Origin of the sequence: Streptomyces sp. NRRL S-646 (assembly GCF_000720765.1) — a bacterium.
Lineage (GTDB): Bacteria > Actinomycetota > Actinomycetes > Streptomycetales > Streptomycetaceae > Streptomyces.
Map to the genome: position 1 here is coordinate 49526 of NZ_JODC01000021.1, position 23573 is coordinate 73098.

Annotated in this window: 22 protein-coding genes and 2 pseudogenes; 13 read left to right on the forward strand and 11 right to left on the reverse strand. The window is 69.7% G+C overall.

From position 1 onward, the window contains the following. Positions 1–146 precede the first annotated feature (146 nt). From IH68_RS0140925 to IH68_RS56735, 3 genes are all read right to left on the reverse strand, one after another. Entirely contained in the window at positions 147–1877 is a 1731-nt protein-coding gene (locus tag IH68_RS0140925) for a fatty acyl-AMP ligase (RefSeq protein ID WP_030946422.1), read from the reverse strand. Between the two features lie 316 nt (positions 1878–2193). After that, a complete protein-coding gene (locus tag IH68_RS0140930; RefSeq protein ID WP_030946424.1) occupies positions 2194–2430 on the reverse strand; it encodes a hypothetical protein in 237 nt (78 codons plus the stop codon). Between the two features lie 62 nt (positions 2431–2492). Then, positions 2493–2654 carry a hypothetical protein gene (locus IH68_RS56735; protein ID WP_159403818.1) on the reverse strand — a complete coding sequence of 54 codons (162 nt, stop codon included), beginning with the start codon at positions 2652–2654 and terminating at the stop codon, positions 2493–2495. Positions 2655–2794: 140 nt separating this feature from the next. On the opposite strand from IH68_RS56735, the gene IH68_RS0140940 reads away from it, so the two are divergent. Next, positions 2795–4036: a cytochrome P450 family protein gene (locus IH68_RS0140940; RefSeq protein WP_030946427.1), complete on the forward strand. Its 1242-nt coding sequence runs from the start codon at positions 2795–2797 to the stop codon at positions 4034–4036. Positions 4037–4155: 119 nt separating this feature from the next. On the opposite strand, the gene IH68_RS0140945 is transcribed toward IH68_RS0140940, so the two are convergent. From IH68_RS0140945 to IH68_RS0140955, 3 genes are all read right to left on the reverse strand, one after another. Next, entirely contained in the window at positions 4156–5691 is a 1536-nt protein-coding gene (locus IH68_RS0140945) for a helix-turn-helix domain-containing protein (RefSeq protein ID WP_030946429.1), read from the reverse strand. A gap of 113 nt (positions 5692–5804) precedes the next feature. Continuing rightward, on the reverse strand, positions 5805–6989 hold the full coding sequence (locus IH68_RS0140950; RefSeq protein WP_030946431.1) for a GDSL-type esterase/lipase family protein: 1185 nt from the start codon (positions 6987–6989) through the stop codon (positions 5805–5807). A 16-nt stretch (positions 6990–7005) separates the two neighbouring features. After that, positions 7006–7584 carry a TetR/AcrR family transcriptional regulator gene (locus IH68_RS0140955; RefSeq protein WP_030946433.1) on the reverse strand — a complete coding sequence of 193 codons (579 nt, stop codon included), beginning with the start codon at positions 7582–7584 and terminating at the stop codon, positions 7006–7008. A 71-nt stretch (positions 7585–7655) separates the two neighbouring features. Between IH68_RS0140955 and IH68_RS0140960 the strand changes: the two genes are divergently transcribed. The 4 genes from IH68_RS0140960 to IH68_RS0140975 all read left to right on the forward strand — a co-directional run bounded on the left by IH68_RS0140960 (position 7656) and on the right by IH68_RS0140975 (position 11054). Beyond that, positions 7656–8153 carry an FBP domain-containing protein gene (locus IH68_RS0140960; protein WP_030946435.1) on the forward strand — a complete coding sequence of 166 codons (498 nt, stop codon included), beginning with the start codon at positions 7656–7658 and terminating at the stop codon, positions 8151–8153. 9 nt (positions 8154–8162) lie between these two features. Beyond that, positions 8163–8783: an L-threonylcarbamoyladenylate synthase gene (locus IH68_RS0140965; RefSeq protein ID WP_030946438.1), complete on the forward strand. Its 621-nt coding sequence runs from the start codon at positions 8163–8165 to the stop codon at positions 8781–8783. A 122-nt stretch (positions 8784–8905) separates the two neighbouring features. Next, positions 8906–9661 carry a dienelactone hydrolase family protein gene (locus IH68_RS0140970; RefSeq protein WP_030946441.1) on the forward strand — a complete coding sequence of 252 codons (756 nt, stop codon included), beginning with the start codon at positions 8906–8908 and terminating at the stop codon, positions 9659–9661. A 193-nt stretch (positions 9662–9854) separates the two neighbouring features. Continuing rightward, positions 9855–11054 (forward strand): glycoside hydrolase family 64 protein, encoded by a 1200-nt coding sequence (locus IH68_RS0140975; protein ID WP_030946447.1) that lies wholly within the window; start codon positions 9855–9857, stop codon positions 11052–11054. A gap of 50 nt (positions 11055–11104) precedes the next feature. Here the strand turns inward: IH68_RS0140975 and IH68_RS56740 are convergent, their stop codons facing one another. Then, entirely contained in the window at positions 11105–11275 is a 171-nt protein-coding gene (locus IH68_RS56740; protein ID WP_159403819.1) for a hypothetical protein, read from the reverse strand. Between IH68_RS56740 and IH68_RS57400 the strand changes: the two are divergent. From IH68_RS57400 to IH68_RS59270, 3 genes and pseudogenes are all read left to right on the forward strand, one after another. Continuing rightward, positions 11245–11415, forward strand: a pseudogene (locus tag IH68_RS57400) (IS607 family transposase); the annotation flags it as partial. The gene IH68_RS56740 and the pseudogene IH68_RS57400 overlap by 31 nt on opposite strands. 344 nt (positions 11416–11759) lie before the next feature. Continuing rightward, positions 11760–11924: pseudogene (locus tag IH68_RS58630) on the forward strand (IS607 family element RNA-guided endonuclease TnpB); the annotation flags it as partial. Continuing rightward, a complete protein-coding gene (locus IH68_RS59270; RefSeq protein ID WP_267883778.1) occupies positions 11920–12435 on the forward strand; it encodes a zinc ribbon domain-containing protein in 516 nt (171 codons plus the stop codon). The pseudogene IH68_RS58630 and the gene IH68_RS59270, both read left to right, overlap by 5 nt. A gap of 319 nt (positions 12436–12754) precedes the next feature. Here IH68_RS59270 and IH68_RS0140990 read toward each other — a convergent pair whose 3' ends face one another. Then, positions 12755–13279, reverse strand: coding sequence for a hypothetical protein (locus tag IH68_RS0140990; RefSeq protein WP_030946453.1), 525 nt, complete (start codon positions 13277–13279; stop codon positions 12755–12757). 493 nt (positions 13280–13772) lie between these two features. Between IH68_RS0140990 and IH68_RS0140995 the strand changes: the two genes are divergently transcribed. The 3 genes from IH68_RS0140995 to IH68_RS0141005 all read left to right on the forward strand — a co-directional run bounded on the left by IH68_RS0140995 (position 13773) and on the right by IH68_RS0141005 (position 17637). Next, positions 13773–14696 (forward strand): MHYT domain-containing protein, encoded by a 924-nt coding sequence (locus IH68_RS0140995; RefSeq protein ID WP_030946456.1) that lies wholly within the window; start codon positions 13773–13775, stop codon positions 14694–14696. Between the two features lie 292 nt (positions 14697–14988). Further along, complete coding sequence (locus tag IH68_RS0141000; protein ID WP_030946458.1) at positions 14989–16494, forward strand: metallophosphoesterase family protein; 1506 nt, start codon at positions 14989–14991, stop codon at positions 16492–16494. Between the two features lie 99 nt (positions 16495–16593). Then, entirely contained in the window at positions 16594–17637 is a 1044-nt protein-coding gene (locus tag IH68_RS0141005; RefSeq protein WP_030946460.1) for an LLM class flavin-dependent oxidoreductase, read from the forward strand. Between the two features lie 9 nt (positions 17638–17646). Here the strand turns inward: IH68_RS0141005 and IH68_RS0141010 are convergent, their stop codons facing one another. The 3 genes from IH68_RS0141010 to IH68_RS0141020 all read right to left on the reverse strand — a co-directional run bounded on the left by IH68_RS0141010 (position 17647) and on the right by IH68_RS0141020 (position 21040). Continuing rightward, the gene (locus IH68_RS0141010; protein WP_030946462.1) at positions 17647–18621 is read right to left on the reverse strand and encodes a TauD/TfdA dioxygenase family protein; all 975 of its coding nucleotides are present in this window, start codon (positions 18619–18621) and stop codon (positions 17647–17649) included. A 235-nt stretch (positions 18622–18856) separates the two neighbouring features. Next, on the reverse strand, positions 18857–19408 hold the full coding sequence (locus tag IH68_RS0141015) for a HEAT repeat domain-containing protein (RefSeq protein WP_030946465.1): 552 nt from the start codon (positions 19406–19408) through the stop codon (positions 18857–18859). A gap of 84 nt (positions 19409–19492) precedes the next feature. Further along, on the reverse strand, positions 19493–21040 hold the full coding sequence (locus IH68_RS0141020; RefSeq protein ID WP_030946468.1) for a glycoside hydrolase family 32 protein: 1548 nt from the start codon (positions 21038–21040) through the stop codon (positions 19493–19495). Positions 21041–21209: 169 nt separating this feature from the next. Between IH68_RS0141020 and IH68_RS0141025 the strand changes: the two genes are divergently transcribed. Further along, positions 21210–22619 carry an extracellular solute-binding protein gene (locus tag IH68_RS0141025; protein ID WP_030946471.1) on the forward strand — a complete coding sequence of 470 codons (1410 nt, stop codon included), beginning with the start codon at positions 21210–21212 and terminating at the stop codon, positions 22617–22619. Then, positions 22616–23569, forward strand: a complete 954-nt coding sequence (locus tag IH68_RS0141030; protein ID WP_030946473.1) for a carbohydrate ABC transporter permease — start codon at positions 22616–22618, stop codon at positions 23567–23569. Before IH68_RS0141025 ends, IH68_RS0141030 begins: the two co-directional genes overlap by 4 nt. The last annotated feature ends 4 nt before the right edge of the window (positions 23570–23573 follow it).

Below are 23573 nucleotides of genomic sequence, written 5' to 3' on the forward strand. Positions count from 1 at the left end.
GCAGGTGTCCTCGTGAACTCGGGCTCGGGGTGTTTTTCCGTGCGAGCGATACGGCCGGCGTGGAGGCATGACGACGCCGTGGGCGGCCGAACGGGCGGGCGGGTACGGGTGTTGTGCCGCTGGGCGGCGCGGGAAGGCGGGTGGTGTCAGCGCGCGGCGGGTGCGGTGACCGGGGAGAGGGAGCCGGCCAGGTGGGCCGTCCGGGTCGCGTGGCGCTGGATCTTCCCGCTGGAGGTCTTGGGGATCGTGCCGGGGTGCACCAGGACGACCTCGCGTACGGACAGGCCGTGGGCCTCGCCGAGCGCGCTGCGGATCAGGTCGGTGATCTTCTCCGAGTCGCCCGCGGCGTCCGGGGCCACCTCGGCGACGAGGACGATCTGCTCCCCTTCGCCTTCTGCGTCGGCGGGGACGGAGAAGGCGGCGGTGCAGCCGGGGCGCAGGGCCGGGTGGCACATTTCGGCGGACAGCTCCAGGTCCTGCGGGTAGTGGTTGCGTCCGTCGATGACGATCAGGTCCTTGAGGCGGCCGGTGACGAAGAGTTCGCCGTCGTGCAGGAATCCGAGGTCGCCGGTGCGCAGGAAGCGGCCTTCGCGGCCGGTCAGGGTGGCGCGGAAGGTCTCGCGGGTGGCCAGGGCGTTGCGCCAGTAGCCCTTGGCGACGCTGGCTCCGCTCACCCAGATCTCCCCGACCTGGCCCTCGGGCAGTTCCGTGCCCTCTTCCGGGTCCGCGATCGTCACCGTGAGGCCGGCACCGGGACGGCCACAGCCGACCGCGGCCGCGTCCGCCTCGCCGGTGTGCGGCCCGAGCTCCTGGGCGGCGAGAAGAGTGGGCGGGGCGCCCACGGAGGCGCCGGTGACCATCACGGTCGCCTCGGCGAGGCCGTAGCAGGGGTAGAAGGCCTCACGGCGGAAGCCTGCAGCGGCGAAGGTATCGGTGAAGCGACGCAGGGTGGCGGCGCGTATCGGTTCGGCGCCGTTGAAGGCGACCTTCCACGAACTCAGGTCGAGGCCGTCGACGAATTCGTCGGTGGCGTGCTTCAGGCTCAGTTCGTAGGCGAAGTTGGGGCCGCCGCTGGTGTGCGGGCGGTAGTGGCTGATGGCCTTCAGCCAGCGGTCGGGCTGCTGCAGGAAGTGCAGCGGGGAGAAGAGGGTGGTGGTGAGGCCGAGGTAGACGGTGTTCAGGACCGGTCCGATGAGTCCCATGTCGTGGTACACGGGCAGCCAGCTGACGATCAGTTCGCGGCCGTACTCATCGATGACCTCCGGGGTGTGCCTCATCCGTTCGGTGATGATCCGCTCGTTGTCGAGGAGGTTGCCGTGGGTGACGGCCACGCCCTTGGGGGCGGAGGTGGAGCCGGAGGTGTACTGGAGGAAGGCGACCGAGTCGGGGGTGAGGTCAGGGGCACGCCAGGCGTCGGCGGCCTCGTCGGGGATGTCCTCGGTGGCGAGGCAGGTGATGTCGGTCAGCTCGGGCAGGTGCTCCGCCATGCCGGCCAGGGCAGTGACGACTTCCCGGCCGCCGAGGATCACCTTGGCGTCCGCGTCGGCCAGCAGACGCCTCATTCGGGTCAGGGCGCGATGGTTGTGCGCCCGGCCCTGCGGGGGCACGCCGGGCACGGCGACGACACCGGCCGCGAGGCAGCCCAGGTAGTCGCTGATGAACTCCAGGCCGGGCGGGTGCAGCAGCATGGCGCGGGAACCGGTCAGCCCGCGCTCCTGCAGCCAGGCGGCGACGGCCCGGGAACGGTGGGCGAGCCGCGCGTAGGTGATCTCCTGGATCTCTCCGTCGCAGTCGCCGGAGACGAGGTAGCGGTATGCGGTCCGGTCGGGCTGTTGGGTGGCGTGCTCGGTCAGTAAGTCGACCAGGGAACGAGCCATGGGAAGAGTCTCACCTGTCTGAATCGGCGGGTGGGGAACTGGAGTTCGATGGCCGCGCGACACGTATGCGCAGCAGCCGCGAGCGGCCCGGCTCCCTTGCCGGACTGCGCGACTCGACCAGCCGTCCGGGGAGTGGCGACACGCCGGCTCCCCGCACCCCGTACAGCTTGCTACCGGCGAGTAGCACTGTAGCAAGTCTGTTCGGCCCGTCGACCCGAACTCTGTAAACGCTGGGTATCAAACGGGAGTTGGGCATGCGGAAGGCCCGGTCGCCCGTGGCATGCACGGTGCCGGGCCCGGGGACGGGACGCCGGTGTCAGCCGCCGTTCAGGCGTCCGCGCAGCAGTCCCTTGCCGATTTCCGCACCCTTGCGGCTGTCCGCCTGGGCCTTGCGGAACAGGTCGGCCAACTCGGTGTCCTTCTCGCGCTCCGCGTCCTGGATGTAGGTCTCCAGGCGCAGGGCGTTGCTCAGGCACGCCTCCACGTACCAGATGAGGTTGTAGTCCTTGTCCGGTGTACCGGTCACGCCGCCGGTCTCCGTGCTGCTGGTCATGCGGGCCTCCTCCAGCGGTAGTCCTTCCGGGGCCGTCCGAGTACCCGTCCCGCACCGGGCAATCAGCCGACGTCCCAGAGGAAACGGCGCCTGTGGATGCCGAAGCACGGGTTGATGAAGTCCAGCAGTTCGCACGGGCCCGACGCGACCACCTCGCCGATACCGGGCAGGACCATGGACGAGTTCGCGTTCCAGCTGTTCCGGGCCGTTGAATTCCGCGCCACAGCTGGCCAGCGTGACGTCGCAGGAAGCGTCGACATGTCTGACGCGGGCACCGTCCACGTCATGGCAGGGCGCGGCAGGAATGGCGAAGAATCGCTCAACCGTACGAGAGTGATCGGTGACGGTGTGTACTGTGCTGCGCGTGACCGTCACCGACCGCATCGACCGCTTTGTCATCGACCCGTTCGGCGCCGACATCCCCGGAGAGAGTGCCCGGCTGCGAGCCCTCGGCCCGGTCGTTCCCGTCGAGCTGCCGGGCGGCATCCCCGCCTGGGCGCCGACCGGCTACGACACGCTCAAGGACCTGATCCTCGACCCGCAGGTCAGCCGGGACCCCCGGCTGCACTGGAAACTGTGGCCCGAGATCGGTGAACACCCCTCCTGGGGCTGGATATTGGGCTGGGTGGGCGTGGTCAACATGCTCTCCACGTACGGCGGGGATCACGCACGGCTGCGCAAGCTGGTGGCGCCGAGTTTCACGCACCGCCGTACCGAGACGATGCGGGCGCGGGTGGAGGCGGTCACCGAGGAGCTGCTGGACGTGCTGGCGGCGGCCGGGGCCGACGGACGGGTGGTCGACGTCAAGGCCGCGCTCGCACAGCCCCTGCCCATGCGGATCATCTGCGAACTGTTCGGCGTGCCGGACGAGTTGGTGGACGACACGCGCCGGCTGATCGCGGCCATCATGGACACCTCCGACCCGAGCCCGGAGCACGCCGCTTTCGTGCAGCAGCAGATCGGGACGGTGCTGCCGGCTCTGATCGCCCACCGCAGCGAGCACCCCGGGGACGATCTGACCACCGAGCTGATCCGGGTGCGGGACGAGGACGGCGACCGGCTCAGTGACGAGGAGCTGCTGTACACGCTGCTGCTGGTGATCGGCGCCGGGTTCGAGACCACCGTCAACCTCATCGGCAACGCGGTCGTCGCCCTGCTCCGGCACCCCGACCAGCTGGCCGCCGTACGGGCCGGGAAGATCGGCTGGGAGGCTGTCGTCGACGAGACGCTGCGGGTGCACCCGTCGATCGCCTCGCTGCCGCTGCGGTTCGCCGTCACCGACATCGTGGTCGGCGACATCACGATCCCGGCGGGCGACGCCATCATCACGACGTACGCCGCCGCGGGGCTGGATCCCGCGCACTACGGGGCCGACGCGGACGCCTTCGACGCCGCGCGCGGGGTCGACGACCATCTGTCGTTCGGGATCGGTGTGCACCGGTGCATCGGTGCTCCACTCGCCCGGGTGGAGGCACTCACAGCGCTGCCGGCTCTGTTCGAGCGCTTCCCCGAGGTGCGACTGGCCGTCCGCGAGGACGAGTTGCGGCAGGTGCCGTCGTTCATCGCGTTCGGCTGGCAGGAGGTGCCGGTGCGGCTGCGCGCGTAGAACCGCAAGGGGGCCCGACCGGTCCCCCGTGCCGGTCGTGCCCCCGCGGTCCGTCGAACTTACGCGTCCGGTGGATCCGTTGTGAACCGTGTCAGTGCCCGTTGCCGTGTCCGCACGGCTCATCCGTGCACAGGTGAGTCCGGATGGTCCCGGTTCGCCCGGCGCAGATCGGGCTGGTCGAGGTCGCCGAGGGCCAGATGGGCGAGGACGACCTCGTAGAGGTCGCTGCCGGCGGCGAGCAGCTGGCGTTCGAGGACAGGCTCCGCGCTGCGCACGTGCTCCCGCACCGTCTGCGCGTGCACGCCCAGGTTCTGCGCGGCGCGTTCGGCGTTGCCTCCCGCGGCGATCCACATGCGCAGGGTGCGGCGCAGGTCGCGGGCGTCGGCATTGAGGCGCGCCAGCAGGTCGCTCGCCCAGGTGCGCAGGGCGGGGCCGGCCAGCAGTTCACCGAGCCGAGCGTGGCCAGTCGCTGCGGGGCCGGTCTTGTGCGGTTCCGTCGACAGGCCGATCCAGGTGTTGAGCGCAAGGTGGACGACGGCGCGGGCCGCGAGATCGGAGAAGTCCGTCTGCAACAGGGCTTCCACGCGCTCCATACGGGCACGAACGGTGTTGCGGCTGACGCCGAGCACCTTGGCGGCGTTGACGGCGGTGAACTGCAGACCCAGGCGGGTGGTGGCGAGGAGTTCGGCGCGGGTGTGGTGCGCCAGGGTGTCCAGCGGGCGCAGCACCTGGGTCGTCCATCCGTGCAGTTCGGCGGGGTCCATCAGGCGCTCGGGGTGGGTGCGTTCGGCGTACACCGCCTGCTTGTCGGGCCGGAAGCGGGCGACGGCGAGCGCGCTCACGGCCTGTCCGTAGGCGGTGGCGGTGCGGGCCAGGCTCTGCGGGGCGCTGCCGCCGAGGAAGGTGCCCGGCCGTCGGTCGACCAGGGAGCGCAGTTCCGCGGCGGCCGCGTCGCCGGGAGCGACGACGATGACGTGCGCATCGACGGCGGGGCAGCGTACGACCAGCACCTGCTCCTCCGTCGCGCTCAGGCACTCCTCGGCGAGGTGGTCGCGGTCCTCGGCGCAGCCCTCGAGGACGTAGACACAGGCGGTGTCGGTGTCGAGCAGCCCCGGCCACAGACCTGCGGCGACGCGGCGGGCGGAGACGGTGTCCTCGACCATCAGCAGTTGCAGGATCGCCAGGCGCAGATCGGAGGTGGCGCGTTGGAGCCGGCGTCCGGCGGTGGTCGCCTCGCGTGCCCTGAGCAGAAGTTCGACCACCTGGGCGGTGTGGGTCACGATGTCGGAGGTCCGGCGGTCGAAGGGGGCCGGGCGGGACACGGCCAGGACACCGGCCGGGGCGGGCTGCGGCTGCTCCACCCTGACGAGCCGCAGATGGCGTCCGGTGTCGTCCCAGGCCGCGGAGGCGATCCGGCCGGAGACGAGGTCCGCGAGGAGGTCCTCGTCCAGCGCTGTCGGTGTTCCGGCGAGGAGCCGGCCGCTGCCGTCCTGCAGCCAGGCCGTCCCCTGCACGGCGTCCGCGAGCCAGGCGACGACCCGGCGGATGTCCCGCCCCGTGGGCCGCAGATGCTCGAGCAGTTCCTGCGCCCACGCCGGGCCGCCGTCGGCGCCCGTCACCTGTGCAGGGCGGGCCCCGTCCTTTCGGCCAGCCATGTCGGCCTTCTCCTCGTCCATCGCATCGACCTCGGCGTTTCGGTCGGGGACGTTACCTCACGGGTGCCCGGTGGTTGCGTAGCCATGGGTGGGTGCGACGGGGAGCGGGCCTTTCAGGTGGTGCGGTCGGCGAAGGCGCCGCCGGGGGCGAAGGCCACTGAGGCGAAGCGTTCGCCGATGCGGAGGTGGGTGGCGGCGTCGGGGTGGAGTTGGTCGGGCAGGGGCAGTTCGGCGTGGTCGGCCTCGCCGTAGAGTTCCCGGCCGTCAAGGTAGTTCAGGTTCGGGTCTGCTTCCGCGCGCTGGGCGACGATACGGGCCAGCTCGTCCCGGATGACGCCGAGGGCCAGTTTCCCGCTCGCACGTTCCCCGGGATCGCCCATGGCCTGGAACTGCAGTTGACCGTCGCTCAGGGAATTGAAGTCCAGGACGCTGGGGCCGGGCGTGTCCTCGTGTATCGGGCACAGGATGGGCGAGACGACCAGCAGCGGAGTCGTGGGGTGCCCTTCGCGGACGGTGTCGAGGAAGCCGTGCACGGCGGGGGTGAAGGCGCGCAGGCGCATCAGGTCGGTGTTGACCAGGTTGATGCCGATCTTGATGCTGATCAGGTCGGCCGGGGTGTCGCGCAAGGTGCGTGCGGTGAACGGGTCGAGCAGGGCACTGCCGCCCAGCCCCAGATTGATCAGGTCGACTCCGCCCAGGGAGGCGGCGAGTGCGGGCCAGGTGGTGGTGGGGCTCGCCGCGTCGGAACCGTGGCTGATCGAGCTGCCGTGGTGCAGCCATACCCTGCGGCCGCTGGGCGGGCTGGGCTCCACGGGGGCGTCGGTGCGCAGGGCGAGCAGTTCGGTGGTCTCGTTGTGCGGGAGCCAGATCTCGACGTCCTTCACCTCGTCGGGCAGGTCGGTGAAGCGGAGCGTACCCACGGGCCCGGGCCGGAGTTCGGCGGTGCCGGCGACCATGTCGATGGTCACGGTGTTGCCGCCCTCGACACTGCCCCGGCCGGCCGGGCGGCCGTCGACGAGAAGGTCGTAGACGCCGTCGGGACGGGGCGGGGCGCCGACGTAGTCGCGTTTGGTGGGCAGGGTGTCGAGTTCGACGGCCGTCGCACGCGTGCGGAACGCCAGCCGTACGCCCGAGGGCTGGGACTCGGCGCTGGCCAGCTGCGGATCGGTGCACTGGGCGCGGGCCCGGGCGGGCAGCCGGTGCGGCAGCACGCCGCGCTCGGTGCGCTCCACGTCGAGGGCGCCGCGCAGCAGTTCGGCGGTGACGGGCGTGGTGATCCAGTCGTGCTCGGTGGGCATGTCCTCAGCCTGTCGATCAAAGGGTCGGGGTGGTGGGCCAGTTGCACAGCAGCGCGTCCAGGGCGTCCAGGATCCGCGTCCAGCTCTCCTCCGAGTCGGGGGCGCTGTGGCTGAAGCCACCGGCCGTCTCCAGACTCGAGTAGCCGTGGAAGACGCTGCCAAGCAGCCTTACGGCGTGCGTCTGGTCCGGTTCCGTCAGGTCGTAGCCACGCAGGATCGCGCGTGTCATCTGGGCGTGGCGCACGCCCGCACTGGCGGCCGCGGTCTCGGGGTCCAGCCGCAGCCGGGCCGCTGCCGCGCGCCCGGGGTGTTCCCGGCCGTAGTCGCGGTACGCGTTGGCGAAGGCGATCAGGGCGTCCTTGCCCGCGCGGCCCGCGAGGGCGTCGGCCGCCCGGTCGGCGAGCTCCTCCAGGGCGAACAGGGCGATCCTCGTCCTGAGGTCCTGGGAGCTCTTCACATGTGAGTACAGGCTCGCAACCTTGACACCGAAGCGGCGGGCCAGCTCGGAGACGGTCACCTGGTCGAAGCCGACCTCGTCCGCCAGCTCCGCCCCTGCCCGGACCACACGTTCCGTGGTCAGCCCGACGCGCGCCATGGTCGGCCTCCTCTCTCGCCAGAAGCGATTATGCATTTGCCTAAAGCTTATAGGCAAATTAGCGTGAGGTTATGGAACCGCTGACCGAGCAAGAGATCCGCGCCGCCTTCGTGAACTGCACCAAGGGCGAGGCCAGGCGCCTGTCCGTCCCGCGCGACCTGGCCGAGCGGCCCTGGGAGGACCTGGACTTCCTCGGCTGGCGCGACCCCCAGGCCCCCGACCGCGCCTATCTCGTCACCGAGTGGAGCGACGGCAGGCCGAAAGCCGTCGCGCTGCGCGCCTCCGGCTCCGCCGTGGGCCAGGCGCGGCGCAGCATGTGCACGATGTGCCTGACCACGCACTCCGGCGGCGTCTGCCTGATGGTCGCCCCCAAGGCGGGCAAGGCCGGGCAGCAGGGCAACTCGGTGGGCGCCTACATCTGCAGCGACCTCGCTTGTTCGCTGTACGTACGGGGCAAGCGGGACGCGGGCATCGGGGCACGGCTGCACGAGACGATCACCCTGGAGGAGAAGATCCGGCGCACCGTGGCGAACGTCGCCGCGTTCGTCGCCAAGGTCGGCACGGCATAAGCTCGGCGAATGGCGAAGTACTTCGACGTGCACCCCGAAAACCCCCAGCCGCGCACCATCGCCCAGGTCGCCGACAGCATCCGCGCGGATGCGCTCATCGCGTATCCGACGGACTCCTGCTACGCCCTGGGCTGCCGGCTGGGCAGCCGTGACGGCATCGAGCGGATCAGGACCATCCGCCACCTGGACGACCGGCACCACTTCACCCTCGTGTGCCAGGACTTCTCGCAGCTCGGCCAGTTCGTACGGGTCGACAACGACGTGTTCCGCGCCATCAAGGCGTCGACGCCCGGCAGTTACACCTTCATCCTGCCGGCGACGAAGGAGGTGCCGCGCATGCTGCAGCACCCGAAGAAGAAGACGGTCGGTGTGCGCATCCCCGACCACGTCGTCACCCAGGCCCTGCTCACCGAGCTCGGCGAGCCCCTGCTGTCGAGCACGCTGCTGCTGCCCGACGAGGACGAGCCGATGACGCAGGGCTGGGAGATCAAGGACCGGCTCGACCATGTGCTGGACGGGGTGGTCGACTCCGGGGACTGCGGCACCGAGCCGACGACGGTCATCGACTTCTCGGGCGGTGAGGCGGAGATCGTGCGGCGGGGGGCCGGGGACACCACACGGTTCGAGTGAACTCGCACGTCGTACGAGGCCGGGGGCGCCGCGGGGAAGGTGAGTGGCGCATGCAACGATGACCGCACCCGGCCCGTCGGGCCGCAGAGTTGGTCGCCGCAGCGCGCAGAGAGGCAGCCCCCATGACCTCCGTACAGGGAACGACTGTGGACATCACCACCGAGGACGGTGTCGCCGACGCCTATGTGGCACACGCCGCAGACGGCAGCGCCCGCCCCGGCGTTCTGCTCTACATGGACGCGTTCGGGATCCGTCCCCATCTGACCGGGATGGCCGACCGCATCGCGGAGGCCGGCTACACCGTGCTGGTGCCCAACGTGTTCTACCGTCACGGGCGCACGCCCGTCGTCGAGTTGCCCGAGTACATCGACCCGCAGGCCCGCCCGGAGATCTGGGGCAAGGTCGGCCCACTGATCATGTCCGTCACCCCCGACCTCGCGATGCGCGATGCGGCCGCGTATCTGCGGTGGCTGGCCGAATCGCCCCTCGTCACCGACGGCCCGGTCGCCGTGACCGGCTACTGCATGGGTGCACGGCTGTCCCTGCTGACCGCCGGCCACTATCCGGACCGGGTGGCAGCCGCGGCCGGCTTCCACGGCGGGCGAATGGCCACGGACGACCCGGACAGCCCGCACCTGGTGGCCGAACACGTCACCGCCGAGGTCTACTTCGGCCACGCCGACGAGGACCCCTCGCTGCCGCCCGAGCAGATGCAGCGCCTGGAGGACGCACTGACCGCGGCGGGCGTACGGCACCGCTGCGAGGTCTATCCGGGCGCGCACCACGGCTTCACCCAGGCGGACACCTCCGCCTACAACAAGGAGGGCGACGAGCGGCACTGGGCGGCTCTTCTCGACCTCCTCGAGCGCACGTTCTGACGCGCATCGACTGAACCGGCCACGGCGCCCGCGGAGTTCCTTCCGCGGGCGCCGACCGTTGCCCGCTGTTCAACTTATTGACATGCACGCACCCCGGTGCCAGTTTGAGAGCGCTCTCAAAGAGGTCCGGACCAATTTCTCCGGGTGATCCCCCCACAACAAGTGAATTCCCAACCCCCCACGGAGGTGGAGCGTGCTCAGAAAGCTCTCCCGCCGGCTCCTGGTACCGGCTGCTGCGGCAGCCCTGCTCGCCGGGGCCCTCGCCATCCATTCACCCTCGTCCGCCGACGCGGCCGTGCCCGACACGATCCCTCTGAAGCTGACCAACAACTCCGGCCGCGGCGAGCCGGTCTACGTCTACACGCTCGGCACCCTGCTCTCGACCGGACAACAGGGCTGGGCGGATGCGAACGGCGCCTTCCACGCCTGGCCGGCCGGCGGCAATCCGCCGACTCCCGCGCCCGACGCGTCCATCGCCGGGCCGGCCGCCGGGCAGTCGAAGACGATCCGCATCCCCAAGTTCTCCGGCCGCATCTACTTCTCGTACGGCCAGAAACTGGTGTTCAAGCTGACCACGGGCGGCCTGGTGCAGCCTGCGGTGCAGAACCCGAGCGACCCCAACCGCGACATCCTGTTCAACTGGTCCGAGTACACGCTCAACGACTCCGGCCTGTGGCTCAACAGCACTCAGGTGGACATGTTCTCGGCGCCCTACGCCGTCGGGGTGCAGCGCTCCGACGGCAGCACGGTCAGCACCGGGCATCTCAAGTCGGGCGGCTACAACGGGTTCTTCAGCGCGCTGCGAGGACAGTCGGGCGGATGGGCCAAGCTCATCCAGACGCGCTCCGACGGCACTGTGCTGCGGGCGCTCGCACCCGGGTACGGCCTGGAGAACGGAGCCCTGCCGGCGTCCGTCATGGACGACTACGTCAACCGTGTCTGGCAGAAGTACGCGACGTCGACACTGACGGTCACGCCGTTCGCCGACCAGCCGAACACCAAGTACTACGGCAAGGTCTCCGGCAACGTCATGAACTTCACCAACAGCTCGGGCGCGGTCGTCACCAGCTTCCAGAAGCCGGACGCGGACAGCATCTTCGGCTGCCACAAACTGCTCGACGCGCCCAACGACCAGGTGCGCGGACCGATTTCGCGCACTCTGTGCGCGGGCTTCAACCGTTCCACGCTCCTGGTCAACGCGAACCAGCCGGACACCTCGACGGCAGACTTCTACCAGGACGCGGTGACCAACCAGTACGCCCGGAACATCCACGCGCAGATGGCCGACGGCAAGGCCTACGCCTTCGCCTTCGACGATGTCGGCAACCAGGAGTCGCTGGTGCACGACGCCGGTCCGCAGCAGGCGTATCTGACGCTCGACCCCTTCAACTGACCCGAAAGGGCCTCACCCCTCCCGGAGTGAGGCCCTTTTCGTGCGGGTGGTCAGCTCGTCGTCAGCGCCGTGTCGTCGACGACGAAGCCGGTCTGCAGGGAGGAGTCCTCGACACCGCTGAACTTCACGGTGACGGTGGAGCCGGCGAGCGAGGACAGGTCGAAGGACTTCTGGGCGTAGCCCGGGGCGGCGTTGCGGCGTCGAGTATCTGGAGGCCGCACTGTCCGCGTCCGGCCGGCGTCTGCTGGTCCTTCGCCCGCAGGAGACCACGGACGACCTGGTACGGGATATCACGGAGGTGCTGACCTCGATGTGCGCCCGCTTGTACGGACGCCGGACGGCGAAGAACCGTGCCGCCCGCCTGGCCTGCCGGTTCACCACCGGCACGATCCGCGTCGAGTCCGGCGTCCGTCACGTGACGCTGCCAAAGCTCGGCACGATCCGCGTCCACGAGCCCACCGGCAAGCTCCTCGCCCGTGTCGAGGCAGGGACGGCACGCATCCTGTCTGCCACCGTCCGGCACGAACGCGGGCGCTGGTTCGTGTCGTTCCAGGTCGAAGTCAAGCGGGAGCTCGTCCACGTCGGCCGCCCCGGCACAGCCGTGGGCATCGACCTCGGCGTGAAGACCCTCGCGGTGATGGCCGACAGCGCGGGCGACATCCGTGAGGTACCCAATCCCCGGCCCTCGACTCGGCGCTCACCCAGCTGCGCCATACCTCCCGTGCCGTCTCCCGCCGCCAAGGCCCAGACCGCAGGACCGGACAGCTGGCCTCCAAGCGGTGGGAGAAGGCCAACGCCGCCCGCAACCGTGTGCATCACCGCGTCGCGAACCTCCGCGTCGACGCCCTGCACAAGCTCACCACTCGTGTGGCGGCCGAGTACGGCACCGTCGTGGTCGAAGACCTCAACGTCTCCGGCATGCTCAAGAACCGGCGCCTCGCCCGCCAGATCGCCGACGCTGGATTCGGGGAGACCCGCCGCCTGCTCACCTACAAGACAGCGCAATGCCTGCCGCACGGTAGTCGCGAACCGCTGGTATCCCTCCTCCAAGACCTGCTCGGGGTGCGGCGTGGTGAAAGCCAAACTGCCGCTGCACATCCGGACCTTCGAGTGCGACGCCTGCGGCCTGGTCCTCGACCGGGACGCCAACGCCGCACTCAACCTTGCCGCCCTCGCGGCAGCCGCAGTGACAGGTACCGGAGTGGCCGGAGACCTGGACACCCCCAAGGTGTCGAAGCCTCGTGGAGCCGACCACAAGACCCGCACCACCCGCCCCAGCCGCAAGGCCACGGCGGAGCGGGCAGGTGTCGCAACCCTGCCGCACCAGCGGCAGACGGAAACGAGAGACCGTACTCAAATCGAAGCCCTCACGCTCTGGTGACGTGACGGACCTTCCGGGCCGTGAGGCCCGGAATGCTGAGAGCTGACTACGCTCAAAGCAACGGATGCGTCTCACTCGTTCTCCTACTGCTGCGGCCGCGTGGGGCGGCCGGTGACAGACCGGGCGGACGGGTGTACTGACCGGGACGAGCCGAGCTGTGCGGGATCGTCACTGCGTGATGAGAAGGTGGGGGTTGTGAGCCGGCAGTTGACCGGAGCATGCCAGCAGGCTTCCGGTCATTCGAGGGTTGTCCCTCTGTACGGCAAGGCGGTCTGCCCGCTGGGGATGCGGGCAGACCGCCGGGTGATGCCGCCGAAGGTCAGCTGAGGCCGAGGGAGGACAGGGCGGTCGTCCAGTCACTGGCGACGGCGCTGCGAGCGTCGTCGAGGGTGACGGTGCCGGCACAGACGGCCTTCTTGAGCTTGTTCTCCACCGAGTCCTTGCTGGAGGCGGTCTCGTCGCCGTACCGCGGCTCCGGCCACAGGTTCTCGGCGTCCTTGGGAGCGCCGCCGAGCTCGAGCGGGACGAGGTGGTCCTCTTCGTAGTCCGAGGTGCTGGTGTCCGAGTAGCCGTACTCCGCTATCTGCTTGACCTTCAGGGCGTTGGTGTACGAGGTGGAGGGCCGCACGGTGGCGGTCCAGCCGGACACACAGATCGTCGAGTCGATCGTGGACTGGGTGACGTCCGGGTTGTAGGCGCCGGGCTGGCAGGTCGGGTCCGGCAGCGGCAGGTAGGACTGCGAGCAGCCGGCCGCGTGCGCGGCCGAGCCCGTGCCGATGATGAGGCCGGCGACGGAGAGGGTGAGGGATGCCGTGGTGGCGGTGAGGCGGCGCATGGCACGCATGGGGGTTCTCCCGCGATGGGCCCGGGGTTCCGGGCGGGTGTGTGCATGACAGCACCACCGGGTCTATGCGGGTAGAAATAGGAAGTGAAGAATCAGTGACCTCACTGAATCCTTGCCACCCCTTGGCTTTCGGCTGCCCAATGCCTGGGGTGCGCTTGGGTGTTCGATAACACAGCGGTAACTCTCGCCTCGACCGCACGGAAGACATCGGGGCCAGGCCAGACGGCGGCGGCCCACTGCCCGGGCGGTGCCAGGGCGGGGAGTCCAGCCGGGCTTGCGGCCCGCGCGACCCGAGACGAGCCGGGTCGCCCGACCCGCAGGCGAGATGCGACGAAGGCATCAATGATTGGCCGGAACTCGCCCCTTTGCGACCGGAGTTAACCCCTGATAGTTGAGAGTTATTCAGTTACCACTGGTAAGCCCTTGCACTTACGCGGCTCTTACCCGTAGACCTGGCTCCACAAATTGCCAGGGCTCTGGGGGGAGTTGGCAGATGCAAGGCACGATTGACGGGTTCCGCTATGGTGCGGTGACCCCGGTGGCGGCCTATCTGATGGCCTGCCTGGGAGGGGCGCTGGGACTGCGGTGCATCGTTCGGTCCCTGCTCAACGAGGCGTCCTGGAAGCCCGGTTGGCTGGCGCTGGGTGCCGCCTCGATCGGCTGCGGGATCTGGACGATGCACTTCATCGCCATGCTCGGTTTCCAGGTCGAGGAGACCGGGATCCACTACGACACCGGGCTCACTCTGCTGAGCCTGGCCGTGTCGATCGTCGTGGTCGGCATCGGCGTGTTCATCGTCGGCTACCGGGGCGCCGGCAAGGTCACGTTGGGTGTCGCGGGCGTGGTCACCGGTCTCGGCGTCGCCGCGATGCACTACCTCGGCATGGCGGCAGTGCAGGTGAACGGGGACTTCCGGTACGCCCCCCTCACCGTCGCCCTGTCCGTCGTCATCGCGATCGTCGCCGCGACCGCCGCACTGTGGGCGGCCGTCACCGTCCGGGGCTTCATGACGAGTCTCGGGGCCAGTCTGGTCATGGGGGTTGCGGTCTCCGGCATGCACTACACGGCCATGGCCGCCGTCAGCGTGCATGTCCACGGCAACGGCAGCGGGGCGTGGACGGGTGATTCGCCCACCTCCTTGCTGCTGCCCATGCTCCTGGGGCCGACCGTCTTCCTGCTGCTGGCCGGTGTGGTGATCATGTTCGACCCGCTTCTGGTGCTGGGCGACGGCGAGTGGAACAAGTCCGCCCCAGCGCGGCGAACCTCGGTCGCCGATCAGGCGGCAGAGCCTGCACCGCAGCACAGCATCGCCCCGTTCGGCGGACGGGTCGCTACCGCACGGCCCCGGCAGGATCAGTACGGAACCGCCACGCCATCCGCGCCGCAGTGGGCACCACCGCCCAGCCGCGAATGGTGAACTGCCGCCGGGTGCCGCGAGCAGACGGGACGACAGGCCCAGGCCGGGTGCGCCGGGCGGCACCCACGTCGGCGGTTCGTGGCGCACCGAACAACCGGGATCGGAAGACCGCCGAGCAGGTCGGCCCCTTGGCGGTTCGGACGATCGGACTGCCCTGGTTCCGCGGTGAGTTGCCGCGGGGCGCCGTTCCCTGCCGTGCGCGGCTCCGATGCGCCCAGGCACGGCCGCCCCGGCGCGCCAAGGACCCGCACCCTCTTCCCGTCCGCCACTTGATCGTTGTTACGGTTCACCGGTGTCTGACTCTTCACGCGATACCGCCCACGGCGCCGGCTGGGGCACCGCAGAACGCGGCGACTACAAGCGGCTGATGCCGCAGCACGTCGAGAAGCTCTCCTGGCTCAATCCCAAGACGCTGTGGGCCGCCCGGAACGGCGTACTGGCCTCCTGGTTCGGGGACCCCACGGGCAGCACCCGCAACAGATGGGTGGCACAGCGCGAGGCGGCCGGCGCGCCCGCCGACAAGGTGATCCGGCGCGCGGAGGCGGACCGGTTCTCCTTCATGGTCATCGGCGACACCGGCGAGGGCGACGATCCCCAGTACTCCGTCGTACCAGGGTTCCTGAAGATCAGTCAGGGCACCGACTTCGCCGTCATCGCCAGCGACGTGATCTACCCCGTCGGCAGCGCGGACGACTACGCCACCAAGTTCTTCCGCCCCTACCAGGACTACCGGGCCCCGATCTACGCGATACCCGGCAACCACGACTGGTACGAGGACCTCGGCGCCTTCATGCGCGTCTTCTGCGCGGACGCTCCGCCCCTCGCCCCCGAGCCGGCACCGCGCCCCCTGAGCCGGGCCTGGATGCGCTCCCTCCTGTGGCACCGGCCGCGCCCCACGGACGGTCAACACCTGGACCAGGCACGGCAGTTGCGGTCATCGGAGGCCCAACAGGCCGTCCAGCCGGGCCCGTACTGGGCCATCGACGCCGGACCCGTGCGGATCATCGGCATCGACACCGGCCTGCTCGGCACCATCGACGCCGAACAGGGCGCCTGGCTGCGCGAGGTGTCCAAGGGCCCCCGCCCCAAGATCCTCATCACCGGATCGCCCCTGTACGTCGACGGTGAACACCACCCCTGCACCATCGAGGGCGGCAACGGCACCGTCGACGACATCGTCCGCGATCCCGACCACCACTATGTGGCGGCGATCGGCGGCGACATCCACAACTACCAGCGCTACCCGGTCCAGGTGGACGGCCGCACCATCCAGTACGTCGTCTCGGGCGGCGGCGGGGCGTTCATGCACGCCACGCACACCATCCCCCGCATCGGCATCGCGGACGTCACCGAGAAGGACTTCCGCTGCTATCCGCTGCGCGGCGATTCCCTCGCCTTCTACAGCAGGCTCTACGGGCGGCGGCTGCGGCTGCGCCGCTTCTTCACCCTCACCGAGGACGAGGCGATGGCCGTGATCGCCGAGCGGCTCGGCATCCCGCCGACCCGCACGCCGGGCGGAGCGGTACGCGTCACCCGCCGTATCCGCATCGTGGCCAGTCTGCTCGGCGCCGGCGGCCGCCCCGACCGCACCTCACGCTTCCGCCTCCCGGTGCGCAAGATCTACACGCAGTTGTTCTCGCCCGGTTCGGCGACGTACAGCCCGCCGTTCTTCAAGCAGTTCCTGCGCCTGGACGTCACCCCGGAGGCGATCCACCTGCGCTGCTACGCGGCCACCGGCAACCGCACACAGGAGCTCGAACCGCCCGTCGAGGACGAGGTCACCATTCCTCTGACCTGAGATGACCTGATCTTGACCCCGGCACGGGGAACACTTCCCGCGCCCGCCTGGTTGGCACCACCGTAATACTTGATACATCAAACAACCATGGAGGAGCCCGTGCCGCCGTCCTCACGCCCCCTGCGCAAGCTTGGTTTCCTGACCATCGGTCTGTTCGACGAGGCGGATCCGCGTCGCGGACACGAGTCCACTCTGGAGATCATCGAGCTTGGCGAGCGGCTCGGCTTCGACAGCGCGTGGCTGCGCCACCGGCATCTCCAGTACGGCATCTCGTCCCCGGTCGCCGTCATGGCGGCGGCCTCGCAGCGCACCAGCCGTATCGAGCTCGGCACGGCGGTCATCCCGCTCGGCTGGGAGAACCCGCTGCGGCTGGCCGAGGACCTGGCAACGGTCGACATCCTGTCCGGGGGCCGCGTCAATCCTGGCGTCAGCGTCGGCCCGCCGATGCACTACGACCAGGTCAAGGAGGCGCTGTACCCGGACACGGCGGACGCCGAGGACTTCTCCTACGAGCGGGTACGGCGGCTGCTGGACTTCGTGCGCGGCAAGAGCGCCACCGACTTCAGCGGGACCGAGGGGTTCGAGGTGTTCTCGGACCGGGTGCAGCCGCACTCCCCAGGCCTTGGCCGTCGCCTCTGGTACGGCGGCGGAAGCCTGAGTTCGGCGCGCTGGGCGGGCGAGCACGGCATGAACTTCCTCACCAGCAGTGTCGTCAAGGCGGAGAGCCCGCAGGGAGCGGACGGGGCGGCGGAACTCGACTTCGCGGAGATCCAGCTCTCCCACATCCGCACCTTCCGCGCCCATCACCCCGACGGCGACAACGCCCGTGTCTCACAGGGTCTCGTCGTCATCCCCACCGACTCCGCCTCCTCCGAACAGCGCGCCAAATACGAGGAGTTCGCCGCCAAGCGCACCCCTCGCACGGCCTCCCCGCAGGGCCCGGCCCGACTGATGTTCGCGCCGGACATCGTCGGCAGCTCGGAAGAGATCGCCGAACGCCTCCACGCCCATGCGGCGTTCCGCGAGGTGGACGAGGTGGCGTTCGCGCTGCCGTTCACCTTCGAGCACGAGGACTATGTGCAGATCCTCACCGACATGGCCACGAAGCTCGGCCCGGCGCTCGGCTGGCAGCCCGCCGCCTGACAGACTGAGTCACCAGCGGCCCGGCTCGGTCCCGACCACCGGCTCCGACGGCTTGCCGTCCACGCCGACCGGGACGTCTCCCGTGAGCATCACCCGGTGCATGATCCGTGGGAAGTCGAGGTGGGCATTGTCGCTGGGCGCGAGGTGGATGGTGGCCCGGTTGTCCCAGAAGGCCACGCTGCCAGGCTCCCAGCGGAACCGCACCGTGTACTCGGGCCGTACCGCCTGCTCCAGCAGCATGTCCAGCAGCGCCCGGCTCTCCGGACGGGAGACGTCGGTGATCTGCTCGATGTAGTAGCCGTTGACGAACAGCACCCGCTCCCCCGTCTCCGGGTGCACCCGCACGAGCGGGTGCACGGAGGCGACCTGATGGCCCAGCAGGTGGCGCAGGTAGGCGTCGTCACCCGGCCGCGGCTGGTAGCCGACGCCGAGCCGGTGCTCGGCGCGCAGCCCGTCCACGAACTCCCGCACGGGGCCGGAGAGTCCGGCGTACGCAGCCGCCAGGTTCGACCACGTCGTGTCGCCTCCGTACGGCGGGACGGTCTCGGCGCGCAGGATCGTCGCGGCCGGCGGGTCGATGCGGGCGCCGTGGTCGCAGTGCCAGCCGCGCAGCAGGGTGTGCCGGCGGCGCTGCAGCCACTCCTCGTACTCCATGCCGAACTTCCCGCCCAGCTCCAGCCGGTCGGCGGTGGTCTCCACCTCGGGGAAATCCGGCGGCGAGGCGCTGCCCCGCTTGCGCAGCACGACGGGCTCGCCGAACCGGCGTGCGAACCCCACGTGCCCGGCGTGGTCCAGCCGCTGCCCGCGGAAGAACACCACCTTCCAGCGCAGCACCGCCGCCCTGATCGCGGCGACCACGGCGTCGTCCAGGTCACCGGCCAGGTCGACGTCCGTGATCTCGGCTCCGATGTGCCCGGCGACCGGTTGCACCTCGATGCCCGCGGTCCGTTCGACGCCCGTCACCCTGTCCCGCTCAGTCGTCATGCGCACTCCGCTGATCGCCCGGACCGGCTCCGCTCGGCCGGTAGCCGCGTCCGATCTTCGCAGGGAATACGACGGACGTCCTGTTCCCTGCTCCTGCTCCTGCTCCTGCTCCTGCTCCTGCTCCTGCTCCTGCTCCTGCTCCTGCTCGCTTATCGCGTTTGCAGCCAATGCGCGGCTCGCCACGCCCGTGCGGCTGAACCGCCCCCGACTACCGGGCGTTTGAGACTCCTGTGGATCAGGCCCGGAACATACGTGGGGGCTTCGGCGCCGTCCGGCGGTGAATGGGTCCACCCGGCGCGTACCAGCCCGCCTTCTTGCGCACCGCCGGCGAGGGGTCCTCGTCGCGGGCGCGTACCAGGGCGGCGACGGCTTGCGGGTCGTTGTGCACCCACAGTCCGACTAGCTCGGCCGCCCTGGCCCTGACCTGGGGGTCCGGGTCCTCGCGCAGGATCCGCATCGCGCGCGGCTGGATCACGGCACGATCGGGGCGGCAGAGGTCCGCGTCCGGCTTGCACCGGTCGCAGGACAGAGCGTGGAGCGCCGCCACCCGTACCCGGGCGTCCGGGTCGTCGAGCATGGCGGTCAGGTCGTCCACCGCCTCGGGCACCAGCAGTTGGTCCAGCAGCCTGCAGCATTCCTCCCGCACCCGGGGAAGCGGGTGCCTCAGCCCTCGGCGGATGTCGGGCACGGCCTCCGTCCCGCGCCGCAGGAGTTCACGAAAGGCGCCCGGCCGGCGTGGCTCACTGCCCAGTACGTCGACGAGGGCGACGGTTTCGGCCGTCGGCATGTCGTCCTCCTTCCTCCCTCGTCGAGTCTGCGCGTGCGGCCGCCATGGCTCCAAAGCGTTTTCCGCGGCGCGGGACGGCCGTCCTCAGACGCTGAACTCCCGTACGACGGTGTTGCGGAACACCGCCGTCCCGTCGATCGTGAACAGCGCAAGGCCCGTATCGACCAAGTACGGGAACACCTCGCTGGAGTGCACGTACCGGCCGTCGTCGATGTACATCTCCACGGACGTGCGGTCCACCAGGATGCGCAGCTTCACCGTGCGCGCCGCAGGGCTGAACGGGGTGTGGCTCTCCTGCCACTTGCCGGAGGTGTCGGGGTTGACGGTGGTGCGGCGGTTGAGGAAGGCGTAGTCGTTGTAGATGCCGGCGTCGATGTGGCGCCCGCCGTCGGGTGAGCGGCGCAACTGGAGTCCGGCGCCGGTGAGTTGGTTCCAGGTGATCTCGGTCGTGATCTCGTAGGAGATGCCCGTGTAGTCGAGCACCTTGGTACCGTCCACGGTCACGTCGCCCAGGTCCACCGTGCGGGAGACGTACGCGTCGAGGGCGGCGACGGGCCGGGAGGCCAGGTAGTAGGTGCCGACGGAGTCACGCTTCAGGGTGAGCTCGCGGACGATCGAGTCAGTGCCGTTGAAGCCGTCGCAGTCGATGGTGGGTGTGGTGTTCGCGTAGTCCCAGTTGTTCAGCCAGCCGATCGCGTAGCGTGCGCCGGGGTCTTGCGTGCCGTTTGCGTTCCGCTTCTCGAAGGTGACGGCGCCGTACCAGTCCCAGCCGCGGTCGAGCCATTGCGGGTCGGCGGCGTCGGCGGTGAAGGCGCTGCCGTCGAAGGAACCCGTCCAGTACGCGTACGTGTTGGGCAGCCCCGAGCTCTTGCCGTTGGCGCTGACGCCCAGCACCCACTTCACGGTGCCGTCCTCGGCGGTGATGCGGAACAGGTCGGGACACTCCAGCGTGCCGATCCCGTCCTTGATGAATCCTCCGGCGTACGTCCAGGACTTGAGGTCGGCGGAGTGGTAGAAGCCCACCTTGGTGCCCTCGGCGAGGGCCATCACCCAGCGGTCGCGGTCCTCGTCGCGGATCAGCTTGGGATCGCGGAAGTCGGTGACGCCGGGGTTGGGCAGGACCGGGTCGGTGCCGTGGTTGGTGAAGGTGCGGCCGCCGTCGGTGGAGTAGTACAGGAACTGCTCCTGGTGGTCGGTTCCGCCGCCGGGCGACAGGGTGGCGATGACGATCACCGCGCCGGCGCCGAAGCCTGCCGTGTTGTCCGTGTCCACCACCGCCGAGCCCGACCAGACGTCGCCGTTCGGGGTGGTGTCCTTCGGCACGGCGACGCCGCGGTCGGTGAAGGAGACCAGGTCGGTGGTGGTGGCCAGGCGCCAGGCAGTGCCCACGACGCCGCTGAAATAGTCGGCGTTGTAGAGGTAGTAGTAGTGGTACTCGCCGTCGATCCAGACCGGGCGCTGGGGATCGTTCTTCCAGGCGTCGGGGACCGTGAAGTGGTAGGCGGCGCGGTAACTCGCGCAACTCGACCTGGTCGCTTTGGGTTTGGCGGTGGCCCGTGCTGCAGGAAGCAGCACGGCGGCTCCCCCGGCAGTGGTGCCGGCCAGCAGGGCTCTCCGGGACATCCCACGCATCACTCTTCGTTCCTCTCGTCGTCGAGTGGAGAACGGCGGCTCATGTGGTGCAGGACTGTGCGACCTAACTCGTTAAAGGTCAAGGGGTGCACGACCCTTGACAGGTCCGTGGCGGGCTTCACATCATCTGGGGCATCAACCCTGATCTAACACGAGTTAGGCATGTTGGATGACCAACCCGCACGTCACCCGCCGCACGCTGCTGCGGTACGGCGCCTACGGAGCGGGGGCCGCCGCGCTGGCAGGCACCGCCGCGAGCTGGGACCGGCTGACCGGAGCCGACATCCCCGGCCGCGACGACGGCTCCCTCGTCGTCGCCACCCTCGGCCCCGCCTACGGCCCGGAGGCCATCCGCGCCCTCACCGAGGGTTTCCGGAAAGTGCACCCCGACATCAAGCTCCGCATCAACGCGGTGCAGGCCGTCGACTGGTCGGACTTCTTCGCGAAGATCCTCACCCAGATCGCGGCGGGCACCGCACCCGACCTCGTCTACGTCGCCACCGAGGGCGTGCAGCTGTTCGCCAAGAGCCTCGGGGTCGCACTGGACCACTATGTGCAACGGGACGCGGCCGAGCTGAAGGAGTACTTCGCCGACGTCCACCCCTCGCTGGTGGAGTCGATGATGTACGAGGGGAGCCTCTACCAGCTGCCGGTCGAGTTCAACGCGGCCGACATGTATCTGAACCGGCAGGTGCTCGAGCGGGCGGGCGCGGACTTCCCGGCTCCCGACTGGACCCGCGACGACTTCACCACGTTGCTGCGAGCCATGAAGAAGTCGAGTGGCTCGCAGTTCACGCCGTACTTCTGGACCAACCGGCTGTGGGGCGGCGTGGTGCCCTGGCTCTTCGCGGCCGGCACCAACCTGCTCACGGAGTCCAAGGCGCCGGGCGGTGCATGGCTGTGGGACTCCTTCTATCCGGCCGCCCGGCGGCAGGGCCGCGGCGGCGGCTTCCGGTGGACGACTCCGCAGGCCACCGCCGGCCGCGTGGAGGAGGCGTACGACTATCTCGCCTCCCTGATCCAGGAGGGCCTGTGCACCCGCCCCGAGGGCGGCAACGGCCAGAACCTCGTCGGCGTGTTCTCCACCGGCCGGGTCGGCGTCACACCGGCGGGCGGCTTCTGGGCCGGCGGCCTGCATCTGGCCGGGATGCAGGCGGACGGCTTCGACGTGCAGTACTTCCCGCGCTGGCGCACCCAGCGCCACCAGTTCGGCGCGGCGGGCTATGCGCTGCTGCGCACCTCCAAGAGGCAGGACGAGGCCTGGGAGTTCATCAAGTACGCCGCCCGCCGGGACACCCTGATGCGGCTGTTCGACACCAACCAGACCACGCCGGCGCGCCGCTCGATGCTGACCGCCGCCCGCTACCAGGAGAGCGGCCCGAAGCACTGGCAGGTCTTCTACGACACCCTCGACAAGTTCCCCGACACCGGGCCGATCCCCGCCCCGCCGCAGGTCGCCGAGGTGACCGAGGTGCTGCTCAAGCACACCGGCACCGCTCTTGCCTCCCCGCGCTCGGTGCGCCCCGCACTGCGCCGGATGCAGGGCGACCTGGAGAAGGCCATGGAGCGTGACGCATGACGAACACCCAGGTTCCCGCCGTACGGCCGCGGGCCGCCACACCGGCCGTAGACGTCTCGCGGCCCTCGCCCCTGCGCACCCGCGGCACCCGGCTGCTCGCCGCCCTCTTCCTCGCGCCCACCATCGTCGGCATCGTCGTGTTCACGGTCGTGCCGATCGTCGGCTCGGTGGTGCTGAGCCTTTTCCACTGGAACGTGATCGATTCGCCGAGCTTCGCGGGGATGGCGAACTACCGTGAGATCTTCACCGACTCGACCGTGCGGGTGTCCTTCCTCAACACGCTCGTGTTCATGGTCTTCGCGGTCGCCGCGCAGCTGCTGATCGCCCTCGCGCTGGCGCTGACCCTCAACGGGCGGATGCCGGTGTGGCTGCGCTCGGTGTTCCGCTCGGCGTTCTTCTTCCCGCTGGTGCTGTCCGCCGCGTCGATCTCCGTGGTGATGAAGTACCTGTTCAACCAGGACTTCGGGGTGGTGAACTGGCTGATCGGGCTCGTCGGCATCTCGCCGGTGCCCTGGCTGACCTCGGAGCACGCGGCACTCGCGACCGTGATCATCGTCTATGTCTGGCAGCAGTTCGGCTTCTCGTTCCTGCTGTTCATCGGCGGACTGAACAACATCCCCAAGGAGGTCCACGAGGCCGCCTCCCTGGACGGTGCGACCGGCTTGCGCAAGCACCTGCATGTGACGCTGCCGCTGCTGTCGCCGACGCTGCTGGTGGCGACCGTGGTCGGCGTCATCAACGCCCTGCAGGTCTTCGAGCAGCCGTATGTGCTGACCAACGGCGGGCCCGGCGACTCCACCCGCACCGTCGTGATGGTCATCTACGAGACGGCATTCGAGCAGCTGCGCTTCGGCGAGGCGTCCGCGGTGGGCGTGCTGCTGTTCGTGCTGATCATGGCGGTGACCGCCCTGCAGTTCCGGCTCAGCCGGCGTTTCGTCCACTACGAGTGAGCCG